The sequence below is a fragment of the Serratia sp. K-E0102 genome, assembly GCF_029962625.1.
GTDB lineage: Bacteria > Pseudomonadota > Gammaproteobacteria > Enterobacterales > Enterobacteriaceae > Serratia > Serratia sarumanii.
This window is the reverse complement of sequence record NZ_CP124754.1, coordinates 275,208-297,605: the sequence shown is the minus strand read 5'-3', so window position 1 is coordinate 297,605 and position 22,398 is coordinate 275,208. Positions and strand designations below refer to the sequence as shown.

Sequence of the window (22,398 nt, the reverse complement as noted above, 5' to 3'; positions counted from 1 at the left end):
GAGATCGTGCTGGTATTGCGCGCAACGGACAGGGATCGGGGATATATCAATGGCATCCCTTGCCGCAGCCGATTTTCTATTTCCGACTACACAAAAACTACAACCGCCCTTCCCCCCGTTCGGCGAGGGATGGCAGCAAGGTAGGACACTCAAATGAAAAGCAAGCTATCACGTTATTCTTTAGCCACTCTTATCGGCTTGGGATTGGGCGCGTCCGCGTTCGCCAACGCCGCGCAGCAGACCGATACCCCCACCACGGAAGAAAACAGCGGCGCCGCGGATAAAAAGCCGCGCGGCGAAGACACCATCGTCGTGACCGCCGCCCGGCAGAACCTGCAGGCGCCTGGGGTGTCCACCATCACCGCCGATGAGATCAAGAAACGCCCGCCGGCGCGCGACATCAGCGAACTGATCCGCACCATGCCCGGTGTTAACCTGACCGGCAACTCCACCAGCGGCCAGCGCGGCAACAACCGCCAGATCGATATCCGCGGCATGGGCCCGGAAAACACCCTGATTCTGATCGACGGCAAACCGGCCTCCAGCCGCAACTCGGTGCGTCAGGGCTGGCGCGGCGAGCGCGACTCGCGCGGCGATACCGCCTGGGTGCCGCCGGAAATGATCGAGCGCATCGAAGTGCTGCGCGGCCCTGCCGCGGCGCGCTACGGCAACGGCGCCGCGGGCGGCGTGGTCAACATCATCACCAAGAAGGCCGGCGATGCGCTGCACGGCTCGCTGAACGGCTACTTCAACGTGCCGCAGCACAAGCAGGAAGGCGCCACCAAACGCACCGACTTCAGCCTGTCCGGCCCACTGAGCGATTCCCTGAGCTTCCGTCTGTTCGGCGGCTACAGCAAAACGCAGGCCGACGCCTGGGACATTAACGAATCGCATAAGTCCGAACGCGTCGGCGCCTACGCCAACAGCGTCCCGGCCGGGCGCGAAGGGGTGGTCGATAAAAATATCGACGCCTTGCTGCACTGGGACTTCGCCCATCTGCAGTCGCTGGAGTTCGAGTACGCTTACGGCCGCCAGGGCAACCTGTACGCCGGCGATACCCAGAACACCAACACCAACGCCCTGGTGCAGAGCAACTACGGCGAAGAGACCAACCGCATCTACCGTGAAACCTTCGGCCTGACCCACCGCGGCGCCTGGGACAACGGCGTGAGCACCAACAACTACGTGCAGTTTGAGCGCACCCGCAACACCCGCCTGAACGAAGGGCTGGCCGGCGGCACCGAAGGCATCTTCGACACCAAAAACACCGGCTTCGGCACCACCAAGCTGGACGACTTCCTGGCGCACAGCGAAGTCAGCGTGCCGTTTGAACTGGGCGTTGCCCAGACCGCCACGCTGGGTACCGAGTGGACCCAGCAGCGGATGAAGGACGGCACCTCCACCAGTCAAACGCTGATGGGCGGCACCATTCCCGGCATGACTAACGGTACGCGCAGCCCTTATGCTTCCGCGCATATCTTCTCGCTGTTCGCCGAAGACAACATTGAACTGACCGACACCACCATGCTGACGCCGGGCCTGCGCTACGATCTGCATTCGGAATCCGGCAATAACTGGAGCCCGGCGCTGAACCTGTCGCAGGAACTGGGCGACTACTTCACGCTGAAGATGGGCATCGCGCGTTCCTACAAAGCGCCGACGCTGTTCCAGACCAACGGCAACTATCTGCTGTACAGCAAAGGTCAGGGATGTGCCGGCAGCGATACCAAAAACGGCTGCTACCTGCTGGGCAACGACGATCTGAAGGCGGAGACCAGCGTCAACAAAGAGATCGGGCTGGAATTCCATAACGAAGGCTGGCTGGCCGGCGTGACCTACTTCCGCAACGATTACCACAACAAGATTGAGGCGGGTAACTCTCGCATCGCCACCAGCAGCACCGGCACGGCGGTCTATCAGTGGGAAAACGTGCCGAAAGCGGTGGTGCAAGGGCTGGAAGGCTCGCTGAACGTGCCGGTCAGCGAGACCGTCACCTGGAGCAACAACGCCACCTACATGATCGAGAACAAGAACAAGACCACCGGCGATTACCTGTCGGTGATCCCGAAGTTCACCGTCAACTCGACCCTCAGCTGGCAGGCCACGCAGGATCTGTCGATGCAGTCCACCCTGACCTGGTACGGCCGTCAGAAGCCGAAGAAGTACAACTACCAGGGTAAACCGGCCACCGGCGGCGAAACCCGCGAGGTCAGCCCTTATGCCGTCGTCGGCGCCAGCGCGACCTATGACCTGACCAAAAACGTCAGCCTCACCGCCGGCATCGATAACCTGTTCGACAAACGCCAGTTCCGCGCCGGCAACGCGCAGAACGTGGGCGATCCGAACACCGGCGCGATCAACATCGCCGGTGCAGGCGCGGCCACCTACAACGAACCGGGCCGCACCTACTACATGAGCATCAACACCCACTTCTGATGACATGACCCAATGACAAAGGGGCGCCGCGGCGCCCCTTTTTTATATTTATATTCAGTTAGTTGGTGTGCAGCTGAATACGCACCACGCTTTCCGGCTTGCCGGCCTTGGTGGAAGCGCCGTCGTTTTTCACCGTCACGAACAGCGCGTCGCCTTTCGGATCCAACGCCAGGCTGTTAGGGTGCGGCGGCAGATCTACGGTTTGCAGGCGCTTGAGCGTCTTGGCGTCGAACACCGTCAGCGTCCCGGCGCCGTGATCCACGCGCACGCCTTTGCGGTTGGCGACGTACAGCCGCTGGCTGCGCTCGTCGAGCAGCAGGCCGATCGGCACCTCATCCGTCAGCTCGCTGGCCAGTACCTTGCCGCTGTCCGCATCCAGCGCGAATACCCGGTGGCCGCTGCTGCGCTTCACGTAGTCGTGCCCCAGATGATGATTGCGGTAGTTATCGCGATCGATACCCTGATCGACACCCAGCAGACGATTGCTCGCCGGATCATACACCAGATTCAGCAGCTGATCGGCCTGCACTTCGTGGGTGGCGGTGATCGCCAGCGTGTCGGCGTTCAGGGTGATCACCTGCCCCTGCATGTTGGAGACGAATACCCGGCGGCCCTTCTCATCCAATGTGATACCCACCGCGTTGTAGCCGAAGCCCGGGATCACTTTCTCCAGCTTGCCGGCCTTGGTATCGACCACGTACAGCACGCTGTCGACGCCAAAGCCCAGCCCCGGCAGGAACAGGCGGCCGCTTTGCGCGTCATACTTGATCTCGCGAATGCGGTACAGGTAGTCCTCGGTGATTTTGAACTTCTTCAACTCCGCCAGCAGGAAGTCCAGGCGCTTGCCGCTGATGCCCGCCTGCTTGTAGGCCTGCTCCAGCACCGCTTTGTCCAGCAGCTTGATGCTGCCCAGCGCGTGGTTGGTGGTGGTGTCCACCACCCCGACTTCGCCGTTGAAGCCCTGAGTCAGGTACAGGCGATTGCCCGCATCGTTCAGCGCCACGCCGAAGCCTTTCACCTGCAGCGGGATCTCCGCCTTGATCGCCAGGGTGTTGGGATCCAGCCGCAGCACACGGGAGCGCGCCTCTTCCTTCCAGTCCGGCGCGCTGACGAACAGCGCCTGTTGCGAGGTGCTGTAGGCCATCTCCACCACCGCCGACGACAGCGCCTCGCGCTTGATGTCCTGCGGTTTGATGCCGGCATCGTCGGCCTGCGCAGCGCCGGCGACCACCAGAGAGGCCGCCACCAGCAGCGAAAGTAACGCGCGCGGGGTTGCTAGGGTTCCAGACATCCTTTTATCTCCTTGAAAATCATGCTTTCGGTTAGAGTGAAACAACGTCATGCCTGCGGCCCGGGCGGCAGCGCCGCCAGAGCGATATCGCCAGCGATGTGCTGCGCAAACTGGGTAAAGACGTGCTGAACGCCGTCGGCGATCAGATTGGCCTGCTCCCGGCTGTAGTGATCCTGGCGGTAGGTCATCATCACCCGCAGGGATTTCGCCCCGGCCAGATCGTCTTCCATCACCTCAAACTGCAGGCCGAGCAGCGACTCGGCTTTTTCCGGCTCCACCTGGCGGTAGGCGATCGCGCTGCCGTCCTGCAGCCGGAACTCGCCGTTCAGCTTGATGCGGCTGTGGATCTGGATAAACACTTCGAACATGTGGTTCTTGCGGTCGGCGTCCACGCCGAACAACCCTTCCTCCACCAGATCGATTGGAATATCGGTGTACGGCAGCGAGCCGTTGATGGTGTTTTTCACCTGGCTGACCAACCCGGCCACCGTCAGCCCCTCGTCGAAGCGCACGCGGTGCACCACCACGGTGGTGAAGTAGCCGACGGTATCGAAGAACTCGGCGTCGTTACGGCCGGAGGTCGAGGTGCCCACCAACAGATCCGCCGGGCCGCCAAGCAGGTGCAGCGCCGAGGTAATCCCGGCATACACCACGTTGAACAGCGAAGCGTTGTTGCGGCGGGCGAGCTGATACAGGCCTTCCGCCACGGCGGGATCGACCTCGAACTCCAGCCAGCCGCCGTTGACGTCCGCCGGTGCCGGCACCGCCGGGTGGGTGGATGGCTCTTGCCGGAAGATCGGCTGGCCGACCGGCGCGCCGCGCAGCGCGTCGAGCCAGTAGTCCAGATGTTGCTGCTGCACCCCGGAGGCCCGCTGCTGCCGGGCGAAGGTGTGGAACTGCGGCGGCTGCCCGCTCCACTGCGGCGCCTGGCCGACGACGCGATGGCGGTAGGCGACGCCCAATTCATCCATCATCAGGTTGAGCGACCATTCATCCAGCACCACATGGTGGAACAGCAGCGACAGCAGTTGCTGACCGTTGTCCGCATCGCGCAGCAGCGTGACGCGCAGCGGCAGCTCGGCGGCCAGATCGAACCGGTGCTGGCCGGCGTCGGCCAACAGGGCGGCGGCGTTGCCCGCCGGCGTCTCGTGGGAGAAGCGGAACCACTGGTACTCCGGCAGCTCGGCGGCCGGCACCACCACCTGCACCACCGCGCCCTGCTGCTCGACGAAGCGTGAACGCAGCACGGTATGGCGAGTCATGACGTCGATAAACGCCTGACGCAGCGCCGTTTCATCCACCGCATCGAAGAAGCGCAGAGAGAACGGCAGGTTGAAAATCTCGTCATGGCCGAAGGCTTCATACACCTTCCACAGCGATTCCTGAGCCAGCGACAGCGGTGCCTGCGCCCGATCATGATCGTCGGCGGTGGCCACCGCGGCATTCGGCTGCGCAACGTTCAGGCGTTTGGCATAACCCGCCAACCCGCGCGCCGTCGGATGGCTGAACAGGTCGTTAATGTTGATTTCGATCTGATGCAGGCTCAGCAAACGGCCGATCACCCGGGTGGCCACCAGCGAATGGCCGCCGCGATCGAAGAAGTCTTCATCCAGGGTCATTTCCGGCGCCACCAGCGCCTCACGGAACTCCTGCAAAATCAGCGGTGCAACGCTTTCGTCCGCGTCGCCGTTCGCCGCCGGCGCGGCCATCGCCGGGGAAACGGACTCAGCCGCCGGCAATGCGACGGCAATCCGCTGCCCGGCCAGGAAGGCGCTGAACTGCTCCAGCAGGAAAGGCGCCACATGCGGAGAGAGGCGCGGATCGGTGACCAACTCGAGCGTCAGCGCTTCCGCCTCCGGCAACCCCAGCAGCAGCGCCAGCTCAAACGGCGTATGCAGCGGCGGCAGCAACAGGCGTTCGGCGTGAACGCCTTCCAGCCGCCACTCTGCGGCCAGATCGTCGCGCCAGGCCACCAGCAGCTGCGCCCGTTGCGGGTCCGGCTGTTCAGCCACGGTTTGCGCCAGCAGCCGCTGCCCGATATCGCCCTCGCCATGCTGCACGGTCAGGCGCATCAGCGGCGGCGCCGTCAGGCCCAGCTCCAGGCCGACGCACTCTGCCGTATCCGCCGCCGGCACGCACAGCTGCACCGCTTGGCCGCCGGCCTGCGCGGCGACGAACTCGGCAAACCGCGCCGCCACCGCCGCCAGCAGCGCCCGCGGCGTGTCGTTGGCGGGCAACAGCGAGCGCGCAATGCGCGTGACCACGCGCGCGCCCACCGGCGGTAAGGCTTCAGCGCGCTGCGCCGGGCTGCGATAATCCTGCAGTGAGACCGCCTGGCGCACCCACGGCAGCTGCGGCTCCGGAGTTTCCGCCAGCTCGACCGGCTCCGCCGCGAAAGGCAGAGGCATCGCGTCCCCGTTATAACGGGCGGACAGCATCGCCGGCAGATGACGCCACGGCAGCGTTTCCGCCAGGATGTCATGCAAGACCACGCCCAAAATCACGTTATCGCCCGGCGTGAGCAACACCAGGCAGCGCAGCGGCGCTTCGCTTTCCAGTACAAACGGCGTTGCCTGCGCTTGCAGCAGGCGACAAATGGCCTGTTGTTCGTCCGCCACCTGACGAAGGCTCAACGGCAACGGCGCCGAGCCGGCGGGGCGTTTCACCAGGCCGTTTTCGTCATCAAAAACGTAGCGCACGTCCACGCCCGGCGTTTCCCGCACCAGCGCCTGCAGCGCCGCCGTCAATTGGGCGATATCCACATCCCCCGTCAAACGCCAGGCCAACGCCCGCTGCCCGCGTGCGTCACCCTGCTGCAGATGGGCAAACCATGCCCGTTCTTCGGCTTCGCTTACCGGCCGCTCGCCGCTCGCCGACGCCGCGCCCAGCGCCTGAAACGCGCTCTCCAGCCGCTGGGCCTCTTCATCGCTCAGAATGCTGTCAAAATCACCGATCACTGCGTTATCTCCTCTGCCCGGCCGTGCCGGGATAGCGCATAAAACGGGGGACATTCGTCCCCCGTCATCACGATAGCGTTAGAAATTCAGCTCAACTGCCGCGCCGACCATGCGCGGGCGCTGCTGCGTCGCGGTGTAGATGTCGTTGCCACCAACCATAATGCGGCGCTCGGAGTCGAACAGGTTTTGCGCAAACAGCGTGGCGCGCCCATAGGCGAAGGTGTAGGCCAGTTGGGCGTTAGCCGACCAGTAGGAACCTATGCGCCCGCGCGAATCATTGTCATACGCCGAGTAATAGGAGTCCGAGAACGCCACGTTAGTGCTCACTTCCCACCCTTTCAGGAACTGATATTTGGCGCCCATGTTGGCGGTGTAAGCCGGCGCGCGTCCCAATTCATGCCCTTCCACGCCGCTGCCCGAGAACTTTTTGATCTTGGTTTTCAGCAGACCAACGTTACCGAACAGCTCGAAGTCCCAACGCGGCTGCCAAGTGGCGCCGATTTCCGCGCCGTAGGTTTCCACCTTGTCGGCGTTACGGATCACGCTGGAGTTTTCACCCAAGTAATAAGGCAGCTGCATGTCTTTGTAATCGTTGTAGAACACGTTGCTGGTCAGCACCACGTTGGCGTCTTTCAGATGATGACGGGTGTACAGCTCATAGTTCCAGACATACTCGGAACCGTAGGTGTAACTGACGATCGGGCTGCTGAGAGTAATGCCCGCGCCGCCGGCGTTATAACCGCGCGCGATCTTGGCACCGTAGGTTTGAGTGTCCGTCGGTTTCCAGGCCACGTCCAACTTCGGCAGGAACACGGTGTAGGTTTCATCGAAGTCGATGCGCACCGCCTGGCTGCCACCGTTGCGTTGGCGATGTTCGCGTTCCAGACGGCTGGCGGCAGTCACGTCCACCTGCGGCGTCAGCGCATAGGTCAACTCAGCGAAGGCCGAGTTAGTGTCGGTTTTATCTTTAAACGTCGCGCCGCCGAAGATATTGACGAACTCATCCTGCTTGGCGTGAAAATAACGCAGCCCCGCCAGCCCGTGCAGGCGACTGTCCGCGCCGCCGAAGCGCACCACCGGCTCCACGTGCACCTCTTTGCCGCCGATGTCGGCGTACGGCAGCTTATAAGCCGTGGCACGGTTAATGTTGAAATCGGTATAGATAACGCGGTTTTCCAACGCCAGGCCATCGGAGGCCTCCCAGGCCAGATCCCAGATACCGCTGTTCACATTGCTTTTGAACACCGGCCGGCGGATGTCGTGACGCGCACTCGCAGGATGCGGTTGCGGGTTGAGGCTTTCGTTTTGCGGCGCGGAGCTGCCGAAGTGGTTAAAGGTCAGTTTGGTGGTCAGATCGCGCAAACCGGCCGGATTGAACAGCAGCTTGGCGCGGGCGGTGGTGGCTTCCACTTCGCGCGGATCGCCCACTGGCTCATAGGCCGGCAGGTCAGCATCGCTGCGGCGGCGCTGGCGATCGACGCTGACGCGAAACGCCAGCTGATCTTCCACCAGCGGGCCGGACGCCATGGCCGCCAACTGTGAAGAGTGCTGATTGCCAGCCCCGCCCTTGAAGGCGCTTTCCCATTCGAAGGTCGGATCTTTACTGGCCATGACGATGGCACCGGCGATGGCGTTACGCCCCTGAATATAACTTTGTGGGCCGCGGAACACTTCAACGCGATCCAGATCCCACAGCGATTGCGGTCCGTAGGCTTGTTCGTTATAGGTTAGCGAACGGCCGTCCAACGACAGATTGAGGCGTGGGCGGGTGCCGCTGAGGAAAGCGCCAGCACCGGTGGTCGGGCCGGAGCCGTCAACGCCACGCACGGTTGGCAGATCGTTGCCGATGCCGACATCCACTACGTTGGGGGTCATGCGCAGCAAATCGGGAACCTGTGTCGCATTAGGCATCGAGGCGATGCGGTTGCTGTCGAACACTTCGACGCTGGAACCAGTGTCAAAAATGGAACGTTTGATCTTCTCACCGGTAACCAGCAGCGTTTCCGCGTCCTGGTAGGTTTCGTTGCTCTTCGTTTCCGCCGCGTTGACGTTACCGATCGCCAGTGAACAAACCCCTAAAAATACGGAGGAAAACGCCCCAATGGCTTTCATCCCCGCTTTTTCCCCGTTTCCTACGCTTTCATGCCGTTGAGCCGCAAAATGCTTGCCCATAGATGTCTTCTCCTTTCATCCCAGAGGTGCACAAAATTTGATTTTTTTTACACAACCTACATCGACACTCACACAGACCATGACGCTGCGGCCTTCCCGGCCTTGCTGTTGCTTATCCCTGCGGCAAACCCATGTTTTTCGCGGCCAAACGAGCGCGGCCCCGTCCACGGCCAAGCCGCCGGCGAAGCGGCCGGCAGCTTGTATAAAAACGTAAAAGAGTGTTAAGAATGATAATATTTTGCATTTTCTAATGCAAATCATTATCAACAAAGATGAGGAGCCGAGCACGGAAACAGCCAGAAAGCCTTATATTTTTGCAGGTAAAACAAGCGCTGCAATAACAAGCAATCATTTCAATGCTAAGAATAATATAGATAAATTATTCACCTCCAAAGCCCTACCTGCCCGGCATCGCTAAAACCCCTTATAAATAGCACCTTCGCGCCAAATGGATTAAATAATAATAATTTTCATTCCTATTAACATTTGGATATATTCTTGCAGTCTCGTTGGCTGAATCAAAATGGATACCCGATGAAAGCTTTGACCACGATGCAGGCCGCCTATTGGGTAGGCCGACAGTCCGCTCCTCCCCTCGGCGGCATGGCCGCCCACCTGTATGCGGAATTCGACGGCGGCGAGCTGGATCTCGTCCGACTACGCCAGGCCGTTGATGCGCTGTACCTGCATCATCCGCTGTTGCGCCTGCGCATTACCGATGATGGCCGGCAGACGATCGCGCCTCCCGGCCCCCGGCACACCTTGCATATCGACGACTGGCAACATGCCGATGAAGCGACGCTGGCGGCCGCGCTCGCCGCCAAACGCCAGGCGAAAAGCACCCAGCTGCTGCCGCTGGAGCAGGGCGTGCCCTGCGATATCAGCCTGAGCCTGTTGCCGGAAGGGCGCAGCCGCCTGCATGTCGATCTCGATATGATCGCCGGCGATGCCATGAGCTTTCGCCTGTTGATGGAAGATCTGACGGCGTTTTATCACCAGTGCCCACCGGCGCCCCCCCATGACATGCCGCCGGCCTACTTCGATCACCTCGAACAACGCGACGCCGACGAGGCGCTACGCCAGCGGCGCGAACGCGGCCAGCGTTGGTGGCGTGAGCGCCTGGCGCAGGTGCCACCGGCGCCGCACCTGCTGCGCACGCCGGACCGCTGCCGCAGCGATCGCCTGGCCATACAGCTGAATGCGGAAGAAAGCCGCGCACTGGAGGACGTCGCCAAACGGCACCACACCTCGCTCTCAACGCTGTTTTTAGCGCTGTTCGCGCTGGCCGTCGGCCAGGGTTGGAACATGACGCGCTTTCGGCTCAACGTGCCGCTGTTCCACCGCGAGAGCGAGCGGGAGGACGCGCATCGCCTCATCGGCGATTTCTCTAACCTGGTGCTGCTCGGCGTGGAGCTGAACCCGACGGAAAATCTGAGCGCCTTCTGCCGGCGCCTGATGACGCAGCTGGCGGAGCTGATCGAGCATGCGGATTACCCCGGCGTGAGCGTGATGCGCGATCTGTCGCGCCTGCACGGCAGCCTGCAGCCTTCGCCGGTGGTGTTTACCGCCGGTTTCGGCATCCGCGGCAAGACGCTGTTTTCCGAACGGGTCACCGACACCTTCGGCCATCTCGGCTGGGTCATCTCTCAGGGGCCGCAGGTGGCGCTGGATGCGCAGGTCGCCCACGTCGACGACGGCATTCTGATCAACTGGGACGTGCGGCTGGATGCGTTCCCCGAGCAGGTGCTGCCACGCCTGCTGGCCTGTTACCTGGCGCTGCTGCACTTGGCCGCGCGGCAAACGGAGGCGTTCGATCGCCCGCTGTCGCAGCTGTTGGCGCAATGCACGCCCGACGCGCTGGCGCAGCAGGCACCGGTGCGCCAGGTGCTGCATCGGCTGCTGGCGCGGGTGGCCCCCGGGGCCGGCTTGCGCGACCACGACGATATCCGCCGGTTGGCCTTGCCGGATGCCGGGGTGAACGCGCTGCTGACGGTGCTCAACAAGTATCTGGCGGCGGCGCTGACGGCACAGGATCTGGCGGCGCATTCCTCCCCTGCGGCGCTGGCGGCGCTGATCTGCCAACGCTCGCCCGAGGCAGGACGGCATGCGAAAACGCTGCTCGCCGCGCTGGCGCCGCAGCACTGAGATCGGTTTCCGGGCGCGCGGCGCCCGGCTCGTTTTAATCGGTTAGCGACTATAGGGAAGTACCATGGAGACAGCATTAACCGCACTGCAGCAGGCCTATCTTCTGGGCCGCAGCGATCGATGGCCGCTCGGCGGCGTGGCGATGCACGACTTTCGCGAATACCGCGCCCGGCAGCCGGATATGCCGCGCTTTGAAGCGCGCCTGACCGAGCTGGTACAGCACTACCCGGCGTTGCGCACCTGCATTGATGTGCAGCGCGGCACGCAGCACGTACGCCCGGAGGTGACGCTGCATCTGGATCGTCACGATCTGCGCGCCCTTGATGGCGAAGCGGCGCAGCGCCAGGTCGAACAACTGCGCGAGCGTTACTCCCACCAGCGCCACGATCCGAGCCAACCGCTGTGGCGCATCGCCGTGATCCAACTTGCCGAACAGCAGGATCCGACGGGATCGCCGTACGATACGCTGATCTTTACCAGTTTCGATGCCTTGATCCTCGACGGCCAAGGGATCTCCACCGTGATCGCACGCCTGTTCGACGATCGCCCTCTGACGCCGACCGCCGCCGCGCTGCCGCTCCCCACCGCATCGGCGGCGCAGCGCCAGGCCGACGCCGCCTACTGGCGCGAAAAGCTGCAGGATGTCACCACGCCGTCGGCGTTGCCGTGGCGCGCCCCGCTCGCCAATCTCACCTCGTCGCGCTATCGCCGCGCCAGCCTGACGCTGCCGCGCGATACGATAAAACGGCTTGGCCGTCTGGGATCGCCGCATGCGCTGCTGCGCAACAGCCTGCTGTCGGCGCTGATCCTCGATACGCTGGCCCACTGGACCACCGACGGCGAGCTGTGCGTCGGCGTGCCGGTAGCGTTCCCCGCCGCCGACGGCGCTCTGGGCAACGCCTCCAGCTTCGTGGCGGTGCACTATTCCCGCCACGGCGAAGACTTTATCCAGCGCGCGCAAGCCTTACAGGACGACGTGCTCGGCGCGCTCGACCACCTGACGTTTTCCGGCGTCGATCTGGCGCGGCAGTTGCTCGGCCAAAGCCAGGGCGGCCCGGCGCTGCCGGTGATCCTGACCAACTGCCTGGGCTGGGAAACGCTGCCGGCCGAGGCGCCGGTGCGCTTCCACGACGGCCTGACCCAAACGCCGCAGGTCGCCATCGACATTCGCCTGACGCTGGACAGCGAAAAAAACCTGCAGCTGTGCGTGGACTACGCCGAGCAGGCGCTGCACGGCGAGCAGGTAGAAGCCATGCTGGCGGCACTGCAGCGACGCATCCTGCACAGCTGTCAACGGGCCGACCTGGCGATCGCGCCGCGGGACTTCATCGATCTGACGCATTACCGCCACAACGACAGCGAAGCGAATTACGCACCTTATCCTTATTTGGCGCAGCTGGCCGAGCGGCTGTTTGGCGTACAAAACGGCGGCAACGCGCTGATCTGCGGCGAACAGACGCTGACCTACCGCGAACTGGGCCAGCCGATCGCCACGGCGATCGCCAACCTGCAGAGCCGCGGCGTGCAGCCGGGCAACGTGGTGGCGCTGTATCTACCGCGCAGCCCGGAACAGATCATCTTCAGCCTCGCCTGCGCCCTGCAGGGCGTGATCTGGGTGCCTGTCGATATCAACTCGCCGCCGGAGCGCACCGCCTACCTGCTGGAAAACTGCCGGCCGACGCTGGTGGTGCACGGCGGCGATCTGGAGACGCCGATCGGCGTAACGCCGGCGGCCCTGCTGGCGCCGACGGATCGCGCGCCTGCGCTGCCGGATGAACAGACGTTGGCGGAACGCAGCGCCAGCCAGGCCGCGAGCTACTACCTGTATACCTCCGGCACCACCGGTAAACCCAAATGCGTGGTGCTCAACAACCGCGCCACCGCCAACGTCGTCCACCAGACCCAGCAACACTGGGCGGTCACCGCCGACGACGTCTTCATCTCCGTCACGCCGCCGCACCATGACATGTCGATGTTCGATCTGTTCGGTTCGCTGTGCGCCGGCGCTACGCTGGTACTGCCGGCGCCGCATCAGGAAAAGGACGCCATCAGCTGGAACCAGCTGGTGGAAAAGCACTGGGTCACCCTGTGGTGTTCGGTGCCCGCCATTCTGGAGATGCTGCTCACCTGCAAAACGGCCGACAGCCTGCGTTCGCTGCGCCTGGTGGCGCAAGGCGGCGACTACATCAAGCCGGCGACGGTGCAAACCCTGCGCACCCTGCGCCCGGATCTCGCGCTGTTCTCGCTCGGCGGGCCGACCGAAACCACCATCTGGAGCATCTGGCACCCGATCACCCCGCAGGAGAGCGGCACCGTGCCTTACGGCCGCCCGCTGCCGGCCAACCGCTACTTCATCTGCCATGACGACGGCAGCCACTGCCCGGCCGGCGTGGTCGGCCGCATTCATACCGCCGGGGTCAACCTGGCGTTGGGCTATCTGGAGCAGGGGGAGCTGAAGCAGCATGACTTCGTCACCCTCGAAGGGCCGGACGGGCAACCGCTGCGCGCTTTTCGCACCGGCGATCAGGGCTACTACCGTGCGGACGGCAACATCATGTTCGCCACCCGGGTGAACGGCTATGTGAAGATCCGCGGCGTGCGCGTCTCGTTGCCGGAAATCGAAGATGTGCTGCGCCGCCATCCGGCGATCCTGGATATGGTGGTGGTGGACTATCCCAGCGGAGAGAACAACGAAGCGGCGCTCGGCGCCCTGTATCTGACCCGCGACGGCAAACCGCTGCCGCTGTCCGAGATCCGCGCCTTCGCCACCGGCTATCTGCCCTGCACCCATATTCCCACGCGCTTTATCCATGCCGAGGCGCTGCCGCTGTCCGCCAACGGCAAAACCGACCGCCATCGCATCCGCGCCGATCTGAGCCACCAGCAAACCGCGCCGGCGCTGAACGCCTGTGCGGCGCCGCCGCCGAACGCGCCTTTGGCGCGCAGCGCAGAGATCCTGACTATTTACTGGCAGGCGATCGGCGTAACGCCACGCCCGGAATGGGGAGAAGAGACGGCGTTTATCGCCATGGGACTGAAGTTGCCGCATATCAAACAGGTGGCGGAGCGCCTCAATGACGCTTTCGGCACCCGGCTGGTAAGCAGTTCGCTCCTGCCATGCAAGAACGCGCGCGAAGTGGCGGCATTGCTGGCCAACTGATGCCGTAAAACTCGGGCGGGGACATCCCCCGCCCGCACTTTATCAGGCAGGCAACGCCGTCAGAGCCGCCAGCGGTTGTTCCCAGGCTTCCCGCTGCAGCGCGCGCAACAGAAACTCTTGCAGCGCCTCGCCATAGTCCAGCACATCCTCCGTCGGGAACTGTTCCAGATAAATATCGATATCGACCTGCAGATCGCGGGCGTCGGTGCGGCCGCGATAAGTCAGATTAAAACCGTCGCCCGAACCGCCGGCCAATACGCGGCGGGTGCCGCTGCAGCCGGTAAACCGGGGCGCATCGAAGGGTTGCACGTTGATGAAAGGAGAAATAAAGAAGCGCGAGTCTGGCTCCACGCCGCGATCGGCGGCCAGTTGACGCAGGCGGTAGCCGGCGTGGCTGCGCAGCTCCCGCAGTTGCTGCGCCATCGTCATCAGAAAATCTCCCAGCGTCGCCGACGGGGGTGGCGACACCAGCAGCGGCAGCGTGTTGACCGCCAGCGAAGGCACGTTGGTGGCAGCCTGCCCGCGGCGATTCATCGCCGGCATCCACATCGGCAGCGTATCGCCTTGTCGGGTGTCGCGCGGCATCACCTGAAACAGCCAGGCCGCCGACAGCGCCACCAGCAAGTCGGGCCAATTGATGCCGCTGCGTTCCGCCAGCTGTGCCAGCCGTTGCGATACCGCCGCCGGCAGCCGGTGGTGGGTGCTTAGACGCCGCACGCCATAGGCCTCACCGCCCTTGCGCACCGTCGGCAGCGCCTGCGACGGCGGCAGATAGCTCTGCCAAAAGCGCCGATCGCGCTCGCATCGCTCAGAATCAGCGTAGGCCAGCTCGGCCTGTTGAAAGGCGTCAAAGGCGCCAAAGGGAATACCCGCGCTGCCTTCACCCAGATAGTGCGCATATAACGCGGCGCAGCGGTGTTCAATCAAGGCCATGCCGAAGCCATCAACCAGAATATGGTGCGCACGCACGTACCAGAGGTAGCGCTCCGGCCCCAGCTTGAGCAGCCAGGCGGCGGCTAGCGGCTCGCTGTGCAGCGCCCGGCGCTGCGCGATATCTTCGCGCATCAGGCTTTGCGCCGCCTGCCAGGGATCGCCGTGCGTTTGCAGATCGATGCGTTGTAATGGCGGTATGCGTTGTGGATCGTGCCGTAACGGCGGAGGAGCGTCGCCACGCCGCTCACCAAAGCGCAGGGCAAACGCCTGCGTCTCGGCGAGGGTAGTGGCGATCGCCCGGCAGAGCGTCTCTTCCTCTACCGCGCCGCACAGTTCGGTGCAGTGTGCGACGGTGGACAGGGTCTGCCCGGGGTGCAAGGTGTGTTCTTCCCAGAAATCAAGCTGCGCTGGCGCCAGCGGCAACCATTCAGAGGCCAAAGCGGTGTCCGACATGTTACCTACCTTTGATAAGCCCGAATAAAGACGCCGAACGGGCGTAACCCCGCCGTTCAACGGCTTTTGCGTGTCTCCATACATCATCAAATGAAAATGATAATAACATCTATTATCATTTCTATTAATTTGGTAACACTTTAGATTCTGTTAAGCGGGGATGCAAGTCGCGCAATAGGGCAAAGAAAAGAAAGCGGCAGATTGAAGGGCCATAAAAACAAAACGCCCCGGCACAACTGCCCGGGGCGTTTTTAACATCGACGAGACTCGGCGATTAGGCCTGATTGGCCGGCTTCACCTTCTGCGCCAGAAACTCCGTTTCGTAGGCCAGCGCCTTCTTGCGATCGAACTGGTGCTCCCATTTGGCGATCACCAATACCGCCAACGCGTTACCCACGACGTTCAGCGCGGTGCGCGCCATATCCAGGATACGGTCCACGCCGGCGATGAACGCCAGGCCTTCCAGCGGAATACCGACGCTGCCCAGCGTGGCCAGCAGCACCACGAACGAGACGCCCGGCACGCCGGCGATCCCTTTCGAGGTGACCATCAGCGTCAGCACCAGCACGATCTCCTGCCCCAACGACAGCTCGATGCCGTACAGCTGGGCGATAAAGATGGCGGCGATGCTCTGGTACAGCGTCGAGCCATCCAGGTTAAAGGAGTAGCCGGTCGGCACCACGAAGCTGGTGATCGACTTGGGCGCGCCGTAAGCCTCCATCTTTTCGATGATGCGCGGCAGCACCGTTTCCGAGCTGGCGGTGGAATAAGCCAGGATCAGTTCGTCTTTCAGGATGCGGATCAGCGTCCAGATGCGCAGGTTGCACAGCCGGGCGACCGCCCCCAGCACCACCAGGGCGAAGAACGCGATGGCGAAGTACACCAGCACCACCAGTTTGGCCAGCGGCAGCAGCGAAGCGAAACCGAAGTTGGCTACCGTGACCGCAATCAGGCCAAACACCCCGATCGGCGCATAGCGCATGATCATGTGGGTGACTTTGAACATGCTTTCGGACACCGCCTTGAACACCTTCAGCAGCGGTTCTTTGGTCTCTTTCGGCAACGACGACAGCCCCAGACCGAACAGCACCGAGAAGAAGATAATCGGCAACATGTCGCCCTTGGCCATCGACGAGAAGACGTTCGACGGGATCAGCGACAGAATAGTCGCCACCAGGCTGTGCGAACCGCTTTGCACCTGTTCGGTGGTTTTCTCATACTGCGAAATGTCCACCGTGGTCAGCGTCGACATATCGATGCCGTGGCCGGGTTGGAATACGTTGGCCAACGTCAACCCCACCACGATGGCGACGGTGGTGATCACTTCGAAGTAGATAATGGTTTTCAATCCGATGCGGCCCAGCTTTTTCGCATCGCCCACACCGGCAATACCGACGATCAGCGTGGAAATAACGATCGGCACCACAATCATCTTGATCAGACGAATAAAGATATCGCCCGCCGGGCTGAGAATATTACTCACCAGCCACTCACGAGATTCGGTCTGGTTGTGCAATACCGCGCCAACAATAATACCCAGCACCAACGCGATCAGGATTTGCCAAGCCAGGCTAATTTTTACACTTTTCATACCCAAAAAGTCCTCAAAGACCCTTTTCGCCGTACAAAGTCGCAACACGGCGAAAAGAATACTTAATCATTTATTACAGGCTTATGTTAATTCAGTGGAAGCGTTCACCTGCCCTGGGTGCGACGCAGTATAAATCTGTATCATCCGGGCGGCATGCTCTGCAAGCCTTGATTTGTCAGGGTTGAGCGCTGAATCGAATAACAAAAATTTCGCGTTACTATTTCAAACGGCATAATTGCTTGTTATTAAAAACATAATTTTTCATACAATGAAGCACGTAAGCACGCCGGAGACGATTTTTTGAACGCCATTAAAATGCGTTATTTTTCACCCATTCTGCATATTTAATCCGCATAAAATGTTTATATTTTGTTACTTAAAAGTCAAATAAATGAGAATTGACCGAGTGACACTTTCGGCCATAAATGCAGCGCCACTTTATATTCAGATTAAAAAACGAACGATATTGTAGAGCGAATGCCATAAGGTATCATCCGACCTTTCATCAGGAATTAAGGTTAATAAAACGTTATTTCACGATGTGTCGTCCATCGTTATATGGTGTTAATACCAACTTCGAATATTAATAGCGAAAAATAATCCAAAAAGATTATAGCGAGAAATAATTATGACCCTGCGCGTATCTATTAATAGAGAGGCAGTTACCCCCTTCTTTGTTTATTCTTTTTTGTTCTTTATATAAGTGTTTTTGGTTAAAAATGCGGGTTTATGGGGATTTAAGCACCAAAGAGATAGATATGCCCTGCAAATGCGACAGAACGATTACAAATCAATATCTTTGTTGCGTGATCTGCCGCGCAAAAAAGAAACAAAGAATCGTAGCAAACTATACTTAACCTTCAGTTGACATATCATTAACAACTTCAAGGAGAAAAGCTATGAGCCAACTGCATAAACACGCTATTCCTTCTGCAATTGCAGAACGCGCCCTGATTAATCCGGCACAATACCAAGAGTATTATCAACAGTCGGTTCAAGACCCAGAGGCTTTCTGGGGTGAGCATGGCAAAATCCTGGATTGGATCAAACCCTATACCAAAGTTAAAAATACCTCGTTCGATCCGGGCCACGTCAGCATTCGCTGGTTTGAAGACGGCACGTTGAACCTGGCGGCCAACTGTCTGGACCGCCATTTGGCCGAGCGCGGCGACCAAACCGCCATTATCTGGGAAGGCGATGACCCGACCCAATCCAAAAAAGTGACTTACAAACAGTTGCACCATGACGTCTGCCAGTTCGCCAACGTGCTGAAAAAGCTCGGCGTGAAAAAGGGCGACGTGGTGGCTATCTATATGCCGATGGTGCCGGAAGCGGCGGTCGCGATGCTGGCCTGCGCGCGCATCGGCGCCGTACATTCGGTGATCTTCGGCGGCTTCTCGCCGGAAGCGGTCGCCGGGCGCATTATCGACTCCAACGCCAAGCTGGTGATCACCGCCGATGAAGGCCTGCGCGCCGGCCGCGCCGTGCCGCTGAAAAAGAACGTCGATGATGCGCTGAAAAATCCCAGCGTGGTCAGCGTCGCCAACGTGGTGGTGTTCCAACGCACCGGGAAGCCGGGCTACTGGCAGGAAGGGCGCGATCTGTGGTGGCATGAGCTGATCCAGGGCGTCTCCGCCGACTGCCCGCCGGAAGAAGTGAACGCCGAAGATCCGCTGTTTATCCTGTACACCTCAGGCTCGACCGGCAAACCGAAAGGCGTGCTGCACACCACCGGCGGCTACCTGGTGTACGCCGCGATGACCTTTAAATATGTGTTTGACTACCACGACGGCGACATTTACTGGTGCACCGCCGACGTGGGCTGGGTTACCGGCCACAGCTATCTGCTGTACGGCCCGCTGGCCTGCGGCGCCACCACGCTGATGTTCGAAGGCGTGCCTAACTATCCGGGCGTCAATCGCCTGTCGCAGGTGATCGACAAGCACCAGGTCAACATTCTGTATACCGCACCAACCGCCATTCGCGCCCTGATGGCCGAAGGCGACAAGGCGATCGAAGGCACCCGACGCGATTCGCTGCGCATCATGGGCTCGGTCGGCGAGCCGATCAACCCGGAAGCCTGGGAGTGGTACTACAACAAGATAGGCAACGCAAAGTGCCCGATCGTCGACACCTGGTGGCAAACCGAAACCGGCGGCTTCATGATTACCCCGCTGCCGGGCGCCACCGAGCTGAAGGCCGGTTCCGCCACGCGGCCGTTCTTCGGCGTACAGCCGGCGCTGGTCGATAACGTCGGCACACCGCAGGAAGGCGCCTGCGAAGGCAACCTGGTGATCGTCGACTCCTGGCCGGGCCAGGCACGCACCCTGTTCGGCGATCATGACCGCTTCGAGCAAACCTACTTCTCGACCTTCAAAGGCATGTACTTCAGCGGTGACGGCGCCCGTCGCGACGAGGACGGTTACTACTGGATCACCGGCCGCGTCGACGACGTGCTGAACGTCTCCGGCCACCGTCTGGGCACCGCCGAGATCGAGTCTGCGCTGGTATCGCACCCGAAAATCGCCGAAGCCGCGGTGGTCGGCATTCCTCATAACATCAAAGGCCAGGCGATCTACGCCTACATCACGCTGAACCACGGCGAAGAACCGACGCCGGAGCTCTATACCGAAGTGCGCAACTGGGTGCGCAAAGAGATAGGGCCGATCGCCACGCCGGACGTGCTGCACTGGACAGATTCGCTGCCCAAGACGCGCTCCGGCAAGATCATGCGGCGTATCCTGCGCAAAATTGCCGCCGGCGACACCAGCAACCTGGGGGACACCTCCACGCTGGCGGATCCGGCCGTAGTCGACAAGCTGTTGGAAGAAAAACAATCAATGAAAGTGCCGTCATAATTTACGCCGCTTCAGGCCGTTCATTCGGATAACGCGCCGTTGAGCGGCCCTGGCGCGGCGTAATCTCTCAATACCGACTGGAGACACTCTGATGAATGACACCATTTATCAAGGGATTGAAGAAAACCCGCGCTTTAAAGAGCTGGTGAGAAAACGCGGCCGGTTCGCCTGGCTGCTTTCGCTGATTACGCTGGCGCTGTACGTCGGCTTTATTCTGTTGATCGCCTTCGATCCGCAATGGCTCGGCACGCCGATCGCCGCCGGATCGACCATCACCCGCGGGATCCCGGTCGGCGTCGGGCTGATCGTGATCTCTTTCGTCTTGACCGGGATCTACGTGTTTCGCGCCAACGGCGAGTTCGATCGCCTCACCGCAGAAATTCTGCGTGAGGTGAAACAATGAAGCGCTTATTCTCTGCCACCGCGCTGCTGTTGCTGCCCGGTCTGGCCTGCGCCGAAGCCATCGGCGGCGAAGTGCATCGTCAGCCGCTGAACATCCAGGCGATCGTGATGTTTATCCTGTTTGTCGGCGCCACGCTCTACATCACCTATTGGGCGTCCAAACGCACCCGTTCCCGTCAGGATTACTACACCGCGGGCGGGCGCATCACCGGCCTGCAAAACGGGTTGGCGATCGCCGGCGACTTCATGTCTGCCGCCTCGTTTCTCGGCATCTCCGCCCTGGTCTACACCTCGGGCTATGACGGCCTGATCTACTCCATCGGCTTCCTCATCGGCTGGCCGATCATTCTGTTCCTGATCGCGGAGCGCCTGCGCAACCTCGGCCGCTATACCTTTGCCGATGTCGCCTCTTACCGCCTAAAACAGAAACCGATCCGCACCCTGTCGGCCTGCGGCTCGTTGGTGGTGGTGGCGCTGTATCTGATCGCGCAGATGGTCGGCGCCGGCAAGCTGATCCAGCTGCTGTTCGGGCTCAACTACCACGTGGCGGTGATCCTGGTCGGTATCCTGATGGTGCTGTACGTGCTGTTCGGCGGCATGCTGGCCACCACCTGGGTGCAAATCATCAAGGCGGTGCTGCTGCTGTCCGGCGCCAGCTTTATGGCGCTGATGGTGATGAAGTCGGTTAACTTCGACTTCAACACCCTGTTCGCCGAAGCGGTGAAAGTGCATCCGAAAGGCATCGCCATCATGAGCCCAGGCGGCCTGGTATCCGATCCGGTTTCCGCGCTGTCGCTCGGCCTGGCGCTGATGTTCGGCACCGCCGGTCTGCCGCACATCCTGATGCGCTTCTTCACCGTGAGTGACGCCAAAGAAGCGCGCAAGAGCGTGTTCTACGCCACCGGTTTTATCGGTTATTTCTATATCCTGACCTTTATCATCGGATTCGGCGCCATCTTGTTGGTCAGCGCCAATCCGGCGTTCAAAGACGCCACCGGCGCGCTGCTGGGCGGCACCAACATGGCGGCGGTACACCTGGCCAATGCCGTTGGCGGCAACTTCTTCCTCGGCTTTATCTCGGCGGTGGCCTTCGCCACCATTCTGGCGGTCGTTGCAGGCCTGACGCTGGCCGGCGCCTCGGCCGTTTCTCACGATCTGTACGCCAGCGTGATGAAAAACGGCAAGGCAACCGAGCGCGACGAACTGAGAGTATCCAAGATCACCGTTGTGGTGCTAGGCATTGTCGCCATTGCCCTGGGGATTTTGTTCGAGAAGCAGAACATCGCCTTTATGGTCGGGTTGGCGTTCTCTATCGCCGCCAGCTGTAACTTCCCTATCATCATCCTGTCGATGTACTGGTCGCGTTTGACCACTCGCGGCGCGATGATTGGCGGCTGGCTGGGCCTGTTGACGGCGGTGATTCTGATGATCCTCGGCCCGACGATCTGGGTGCAGATCCTCGGCCATGAAAAACCGATTTACCCTTATGAATATCCGGCGCTGTTCTCGATGATTGTCGCCTTTGTCGGTACCTGGCTATTCTCGATCACCGACAGCTCGCTGGCCGGGCAGCAAGAGCGGGAACGCTTCCGGGCTCAGTTTGTCCGTTCGCAAACCGGGTTGGGCATCTCTCAGGGCAGCTCGCATTGACCGAATAATAAGTGAAAAAAGCAAACACACCCTAATCAAAGGCCCTTCGGGGCCTTTTCTCTGGCTGTTTTGTCGGAGAAACAGCGCAGCGTAGCTGCGCTTTTTTGCGTTTTACGCATAGCAAAAAGCCCTGAACGTCAGTTCAGGGCTTTCGGCTTGGTTTGATGCCTGGCAGTGTCCTACTCTCGCATGGGGAGACCCCACACTACCATCGGCGCTACGGCGTTTCACTTCTGAGTTCGGCATGGGGTCAGGTGGGACCACCGCGCTATTGCCGCCAGGCAAATTCGTTTCATTCCAACCGCTTCACTCTCGTGTCGCCATCAGAACCAATCTCGGAACTTCGCTGA

The 22,398-nt window shown here is 61.1% G+C and carries 11 protein-coding genes and 1 rRNA gene; 6 read left to right on the top strand and 6 right to left on the bottom strand.

Features of this window, described 5'->3' with window-relative positions:
* Positions 1-153 precede the first annotated feature (153 nt).
* Positions 154-2,436, top strand: coding sequence for a TonB-dependent siderophore receptor (locus SSARUM2_RS01310; RefSeq protein WP_060439182.1), 2,283 nt, complete (start codon positions 154-156; stop codon positions 2,434-2,436).
* Between the two features lie 58 nt (positions 2,437-2,494).
* Here SSARUM2_RS01310 and SSARUM2_RS01305 read toward each other — a convergent pair whose 3' ends face one another.
* The 3 genes from SSARUM2_RS01305 to SSARUM2_RS01295 form a co-directional block, all read right to left on the bottom strand.
* On the bottom strand, positions 2,495-3,727 hold the full coding sequence (locus tag SSARUM2_RS01305) for a hypothetical protein (RefSeq protein ID WP_033636746.1): 1,233 nt from the start codon (positions 3,725-3,727) through the stop codon (positions 2,495-2,497).
* 47 nt (positions 3,728-3,774) lie between these two features.
* Positions 3,775-6,684 (bottom strand): condensation domain-containing protein, encoded by a 2,910-nt coding sequence (locus SSARUM2_RS01300; RefSeq protein WP_060439183.1) that lies wholly within the window; start codon positions 6,682-6,684, stop codon positions 3,775-3,777.
* A gap of 78 nt (positions 6,685-6,762) precedes the next feature.
* Positions 6,763-8,856 carry a TonB-dependent receptor gene (locus SSARUM2_RS01295; protein WP_033655147.1) on the bottom strand — a complete coding sequence of 698 codons (2,094 nt, stop codon included), beginning with the start codon at positions 8,854-8,856 and terminating at the stop codon, positions 6,763-6,765.
* Positions 8,857-9,390: 534 nt separating this feature from the next.
* Between SSARUM2_RS01295 and SSARUM2_RS01290 the strand changes: the two genes are divergently transcribed.
* Complete coding sequence (locus SSARUM2_RS01290) at positions 9,391-11,001, top strand: condensation domain-containing protein (protein WP_060439184.1); 1,611 nt, start codon at positions 9,391-9,393, stop codon at positions 10,999-11,001.
* A 64-nt stretch (positions 11,002-11,065) separates the two neighbouring features.
* Complete coding sequence (locus SSARUM2_RS01285; protein WP_282488601.1) at positions 11,066-14,161, top strand: amino acid adenylation domain-containing protein; 3,096 nt, start codon at positions 11,066-11,068, stop codon at positions 14,159-14,161.
* 42 nt (positions 14,162-14,203) lie between these two features.
* On the opposite strand, the gene SSARUM2_RS01280 is transcribed toward SSARUM2_RS01285, so the two are convergent.
* Positions 14,204-15,547, bottom strand: coding sequence for a condensation domain-containing protein (locus SSARUM2_RS01280; protein WP_033655144.1), 1,344 nt, complete (start codon positions 15,545-15,547; stop codon positions 14,204-14,206).
* Positions 15,548-15,821: 274 nt separating this feature from the next.
* Positions 15,822-17,138 (bottom strand): glutamate/aspartate:proton symporter GltP, encoded by a 1,317-nt coding sequence (gene gltP, locus SSARUM2_RS01275; protein WP_015376334.1) that lies wholly within the window; start codon positions 17,136-17,138, stop codon positions 15,822-15,824.
* Between the two features lie 899 nt (positions 17,139-18,037).
* On the opposite strand from gltP, the gene acs reads away from it, so the two are divergent.
* The 3 genes from acs (at position 18,038) to actP (ending at position 22,048) form a co-directional block, all read left to right on the top strand.
* Positions 18,038-19,996 carry an acetate--CoA ligase gene (gene acs / locus SSARUM2_RS01270; RefSeq protein WP_033655143.1) on the top strand — a complete coding sequence of 653 codons (1,959 nt, stop codon included), beginning with the start codon at positions 18,038-18,040 and terminating at the stop codon, positions 19,994-19,996.
* A gap of 91 nt (positions 19,997-20,087) precedes the next feature.
* Complete coding sequence (locus tag SSARUM2_RS01265; RefSeq protein ID WP_004930047.1) at positions 20,088-20,399, top strand: DUF485 domain-containing protein; 312 nt, start codon at positions 20,088-20,090, stop codon at positions 20,397-20,399.
* Positions 20,396-22,048 (top strand): cation/acetate symporter ActP, encoded by a 1,653-nt coding sequence (gene actP / locus SSARUM2_RS01260; RefSeq protein ID WP_041037522.1) that lies wholly within the window; start codon positions 20,396-20,398, stop codon positions 22,046-22,048. The genes SSARUM2_RS01265 and actP overlap by 4 nt, the downstream gene beginning before the upstream one ends.
* Before the next feature lie 166 nt (positions 22,049-22,214).
* On the opposite strand, the gene rrf is transcribed toward actP, so the two are convergent.
* Positions 22,215-22,330, bottom strand: a 5S ribosomal RNA gene (gene rrf / locus SSARUM2_RS01255).
* Positions 22,331-22,398: the final 68 nt, after the last annotated feature.